This window comes from Mycobacterium sp. (assembly GCF_049280035.1).
GTDB lineage: Bacteria > Actinomycetota > Actinomycetes > Mycobacteriales > Mycobacteriaceae > Mycobacterium.
Genome location: NZ_JBAPPI010000212.1, coordinates 1 through 2,466 on the forward strand (window position 1 = coordinate 1; position 2,466 = coordinate 2,466).

1 protein-coding gene is annotated in these 2,466 nt (G+C 68.9%); it reads left to right on the forward strand.

The genetic code is table 11. The annotated features are described in order from the left end of the window. The coding region (locus WAN71_RS07080) for an HAD-IC family P-type ATPase (protein WP_422224654.1) at nucleotides 1-2,466 on the forward strand (2,466 nt) is incomplete at both ends.

The following is a 2,466-nucleotide window of genomic DNA, read 5'->3' on the forward strand; positions in this document are numbered from 1 at the left end:
CCCCGGGTGTTGTGCACCGACACGCTGCGAGTGGTGCGGGTACGCGGCGCTGATGAGGACGAGATTGCGGATCCTTCTGCGGCGTGGGACGCCGCTGCACAACTGCTGCAGGAGAAACGAGGCTTGCGTGTCGGCTGGCACCCGGTTGCCGGAGTGCCGGACGTCGAAGCACTGGTCGGCCCGACGCACGATCCGCTGGCCTCGGCTGTACTGGCCGAGGCCCGCCGGGCTGATCTGGATTTGATCTCCGTGGAGATCGACGACCTTGGCGAGTTGCGGCCCGCGTTCGATGAGCTGCGGGCCGCGGCCAACGAATCGATCGACGATGCGCTCGTCGCGGCGCTAAGCGATCTGCAACAGTCGGGTCACACCGTCGCGGTGCTGTCTTCAGCTGCTGCACAAGCCCTTTCGTCGGCCGACGTCGGGCTGGGTGTGATGCCCAACTCGGACGCCGAGCCACCGCCCTGGACGGCGGATCTGATACTGAGTGACCTCGCCGGCGCCTGGCGACTGCTGCATGCGGTCCCCGCAGCCAAAACAGCAAGCCGGCGTGGGATCGAGATATCGACCGGCGCGACGGCGTTGGGTTCGCTGCTGATGGTGCCCGGCGTGCGCGGCCGAGGGCCCGGCCCGGTGACGACGGGCGCGGCAGCGGGACTGCTGTCCGGCTACTTACTGGCCCGCCGAGTGGTTCGCGCACCGACTCCGTTGCCGGCCCCGATCCACGAATGGCACGCAATGTCGGTCGAGCAGGTTCGCAAGATGTTACCGCCGCCGGAGTCCCAGGAATCGACGGCGCCGCACCATGGTCTGCTGGCCACCAGGGCAATGGAAACCGCTTATCGCGGGGCCGAGCTGACCGGACGACCGCGGCGAGCGGTCTGGCAGTTCGTCAAGGCGGTGCAAGCCGAATTGTCCGACCCGCTGACCCCAGTACTGGCTCTCGGCTCGGCAGCCAGCGCGATATTGGGTTCGCCGGTCGATGCGGTCCTGGTCGGTTCGGTGCTCACCGGAAACTCGGTGCTCGCGGCCAGCCAGCGCCTACGTGCCGAAAGCCGGCTGAACGAGCTGCTGGCTCAACAGATTCCGCCCGCCCGCAAAGTGACAGTCGGTCCCGACGGCGAGCCGGTGTACACCGAGGTTGTTGCGGCACAGCTGCTGCCCGGCGATGTGATCGAGATACGCACCCACGAGGTGATCCCCGCCGATGCCCGGCTGATCGAGGAAGACGACCTCGAGGTCGACGAATCGACGCTCACCGGTGAGTCGCTGCCGGTAGAAAAACAGGTCGACGCCACACCGGGCGCCGAACTGGCCGAGCGTCGCTGCATGCTGTTCGCCGGCACCACGATCGTCGCGGGCACCGCGGTGGCGCTGGTGACCGCCGTCGGCGCCGACACCCAGGCGCGTCGCGCCGCCGAGCTCGCATCCGGTGAACTGCCGGACGTCGGGCTGCAGCACCAGCTCAGCAAGCTCACCAACCAGGCATTCCCGGTCAGCACGGCCGGCGGCGCCCTGGTCAGCCTACTGGGCCTGTTGCGTCGTCGAGGGTTGCGCGAAGCCGTCGCCAGTGGGATCGCGATCACGGTGGCCGCGGTCCCGGAAGGCATGCCGCTGGTGGCGACGCTCGCACAAGCCGCGTCGGCGAGACGCCTGACCGAGTACGGCGCGCTGGTGCGCATCCCCCGGTCGGTCGAGGCGCTCGGGCGCGTCGACGTCGTTTGCTTCGACAAGACCGGGACGCTGTCCGAAAACCGGCTGCGGGTGGCGCAGGTGCACCCCCTCGCCGGCTACTCCCGCGACGACGTGTTGCGCTTTGCGGCGCACGCAGCCCCGGACGCCAACGGCGGCCCGCAGGTGCACGCCACTGACCGGGCCATCATCGAGGCGGCGCTGGCGGTTGATGCCTCCAACGGCTCGCGAGCCACCGAAGCCGACGCCCACCTACCGTTCCGGTCCGGCAGGTCGTTCTCGGCGTCGGTGTCCGACGACGAGCTGACCGTCAAAGGCGCACCCGAAGTGGTGCTCGCGGCTTGCCAGGACGTCGGCCCGGAGATCGATGGCACAGTGCGTCAGCTGGCAGCCGAAGGGCTGCGGGTGATCGCCGTCGCGCGGCGCCGGCTCAGCCCGCAACAGGCCAAGCTGGTGGCCGACGACGAAGACGCCATCGCGGATCTGGCCGACGGCGAGCTGTCACTGGCGGGCTTCCTCGGGTTATCCGACACTCCGCGAGCCGAAGCCCCTGCTCTGCTCAAGGCCCTGTCCGAGCGCGAGGTCGGCATCCGGTTGATCACCGGCGATCACCCGATCACGGCCACCGCGATCGCGCGGGAAATGGGCATGCCGGTGACCTCCGAGCAGGTCATCAGCGGTGCCGAGTGGGATGCACTGTCGCGCAAAGACCAGGAACACGCCGTCACCGAGCGGGTGATCTTCGCCCGGATGTCACCGGAGAACAAGGTGCAG